Annotated in this window: 1 protein-coding gene; it reads left to right on the forward strand. The window is 37.0% G+C overall.

The annotated features are described in order from the left end of the window. Positions 1–1,976: helicase-related protein (locus ACFIO3_RS12220; protein ID WP_375704534.1), on the forward strand; the 1,976-nt coding region annotated here is incomplete at both ends.

The raw sequence follows: 1,976 nt of genomic DNA on the forward strand, positions 1-1,976 counted from the left end.
GGTAAAAAACGTCTGTACATGACGGCAACCCCTAAGATCTTTACCGACAAGCTGAAAAAGAAGGCTGACGCATCTGATGCTGTTCTGGCGTCCATGGATGATGAAGAGCTCTATGGAAAAAATCTTTACACTTATACTTTTTCAAAAGCTCTAAAAGATAAACTTTTAACACCCTATAAAGTTATCGTCTTGGCTGTTGATGAAGCAATTATTAACGCAACGATTCAGAAACGCCTTAAAGATAAAAATTCTGAACTTATTCTTGATGATACAACTAAAATCATTGGCTGCTACAAAGCACTTTCCCAAATAGAAAAGAAGGAAGAAGATGACATAAAACCTATGCGTCGTTCTCTGGCTTTTTGTAAAAATATCAATACGTCTCAATTAGTTAGCGAAATATTCAATGACGCCATTGATGAATATCATAAATTTGTTCCCGAAAGTAAGACTTCTCTTATCTTTGATGTTAAGCACATTGATGGATCTTTTAATGGCAAAAAACGTAATAAATTACTTGATTGGCTTAAAGAAGATACAGATGAGAATAACTGCCGTGTGTTAACCAATGTCCGATGTCTCTCTGAAGGAGTCGATGTCCCTGCTCTTGATGCGGTTATGTTTTTACACCCGCGTAAAAGTCATGTAGATGTGATACAGGCGGTGGGGCGCGTGATGCGTCGCGCAGAAGGTAAAACAACAGGCTATATTATTTTACCCGTTGGTATTCCCTTTAATATTCCACCACAACAGGCTTTAGAAAACAATACGAAGTATGATGTCATCTGGCAAGTTCTCAATGCTTTGCGTGCTCATGATGACAACTTTAAAAACAAAATAAAAGCCTTAGAGCTAGACCAAAATGTTCGTCATGTGTTTGAGATTGTAGGAGTCACTTTTGACCCTGCTTTACAAGCAATGACCGCTGTTGTTGACGAACTCTCTTTCCACGCAAAATCGGAAAGTGTTGGGCTTCATATTGGTTCAGTAGCAAGTGAAAGCTCTTATAAATATGGAGGACAAAAAGAATTCGAGTTTTATGTTGATGAATTATCGCGTGCTATTAAGCCCATCATTGTCAAAAAATGTGGAGAGCCTAATCAGTGGGGAAATTGGGCTGGCAATGTGGCTGCAATTGCACAAAATCATATTATTCGTCTTAAAAGCATACTCGCTGATAAAAAGAGTGAAGCTTATCGCGCCTTTCATGCCTTTCATAAAGAATTAAAGAACGGTTTAAATGACAGTATCGAACAAGAGGATGCACTCGAGATGTTGGCGCAACACCTTGTGACACGTCCTATTTTTGAATCCTTGTTTGATGGAAATGAGTTTGTGAGTAAAAACGCCATCTCGCAAGCGATGGAAAAAATCTTAGCTGAACTTGATAAGATGAATATCAAAGACGAAGCCAAAGATCTTGAAAAGTTTTATCAAAGTATAAAGGATGATACAGAGGAGATTATTGAGACGCGAGCAAAACAGAATCTTATTATCAAACTTTACGAAGATTTTTTTACCAAAGCATTCAAAAAGACAACAGATAAACTTGGGATTGTTTATACACCTATTGAAATAGTTGATTTTATCTTACATTCCGTCAATGATGTTTTAGAGCAAGAGTTTGGACAAAGCTTAAGTTCTCGAGGTGTCTCTATTCTTGATCCTTTCACTGGAACGGGAACCTTTATCACACGGCTTTTACAATCTGGACTCATCAAACCAGAGGATATGGAATATAAATTCCGTCATGATATTCATGCCAATGAGATTGTTTTGCTAGCCTATTACATATCAGCGATTAACATTGAATCGACCTATCATAGTCTTATGAAAGGAGAGTATATACCTTTTGAAGGAATTTGTTTAACTGATACGTTTTTGATGCTTGAAGAAAAAGATTTTTTTACACGCTATATGTTTGAGAATTCAGAGCGGTGTAAAAAACAGCAGGAAGTAGATATCCAAGTTATTGT

This window comes from Bartonella sp. AD328YNZD (genome assembly GCF_042196425.1).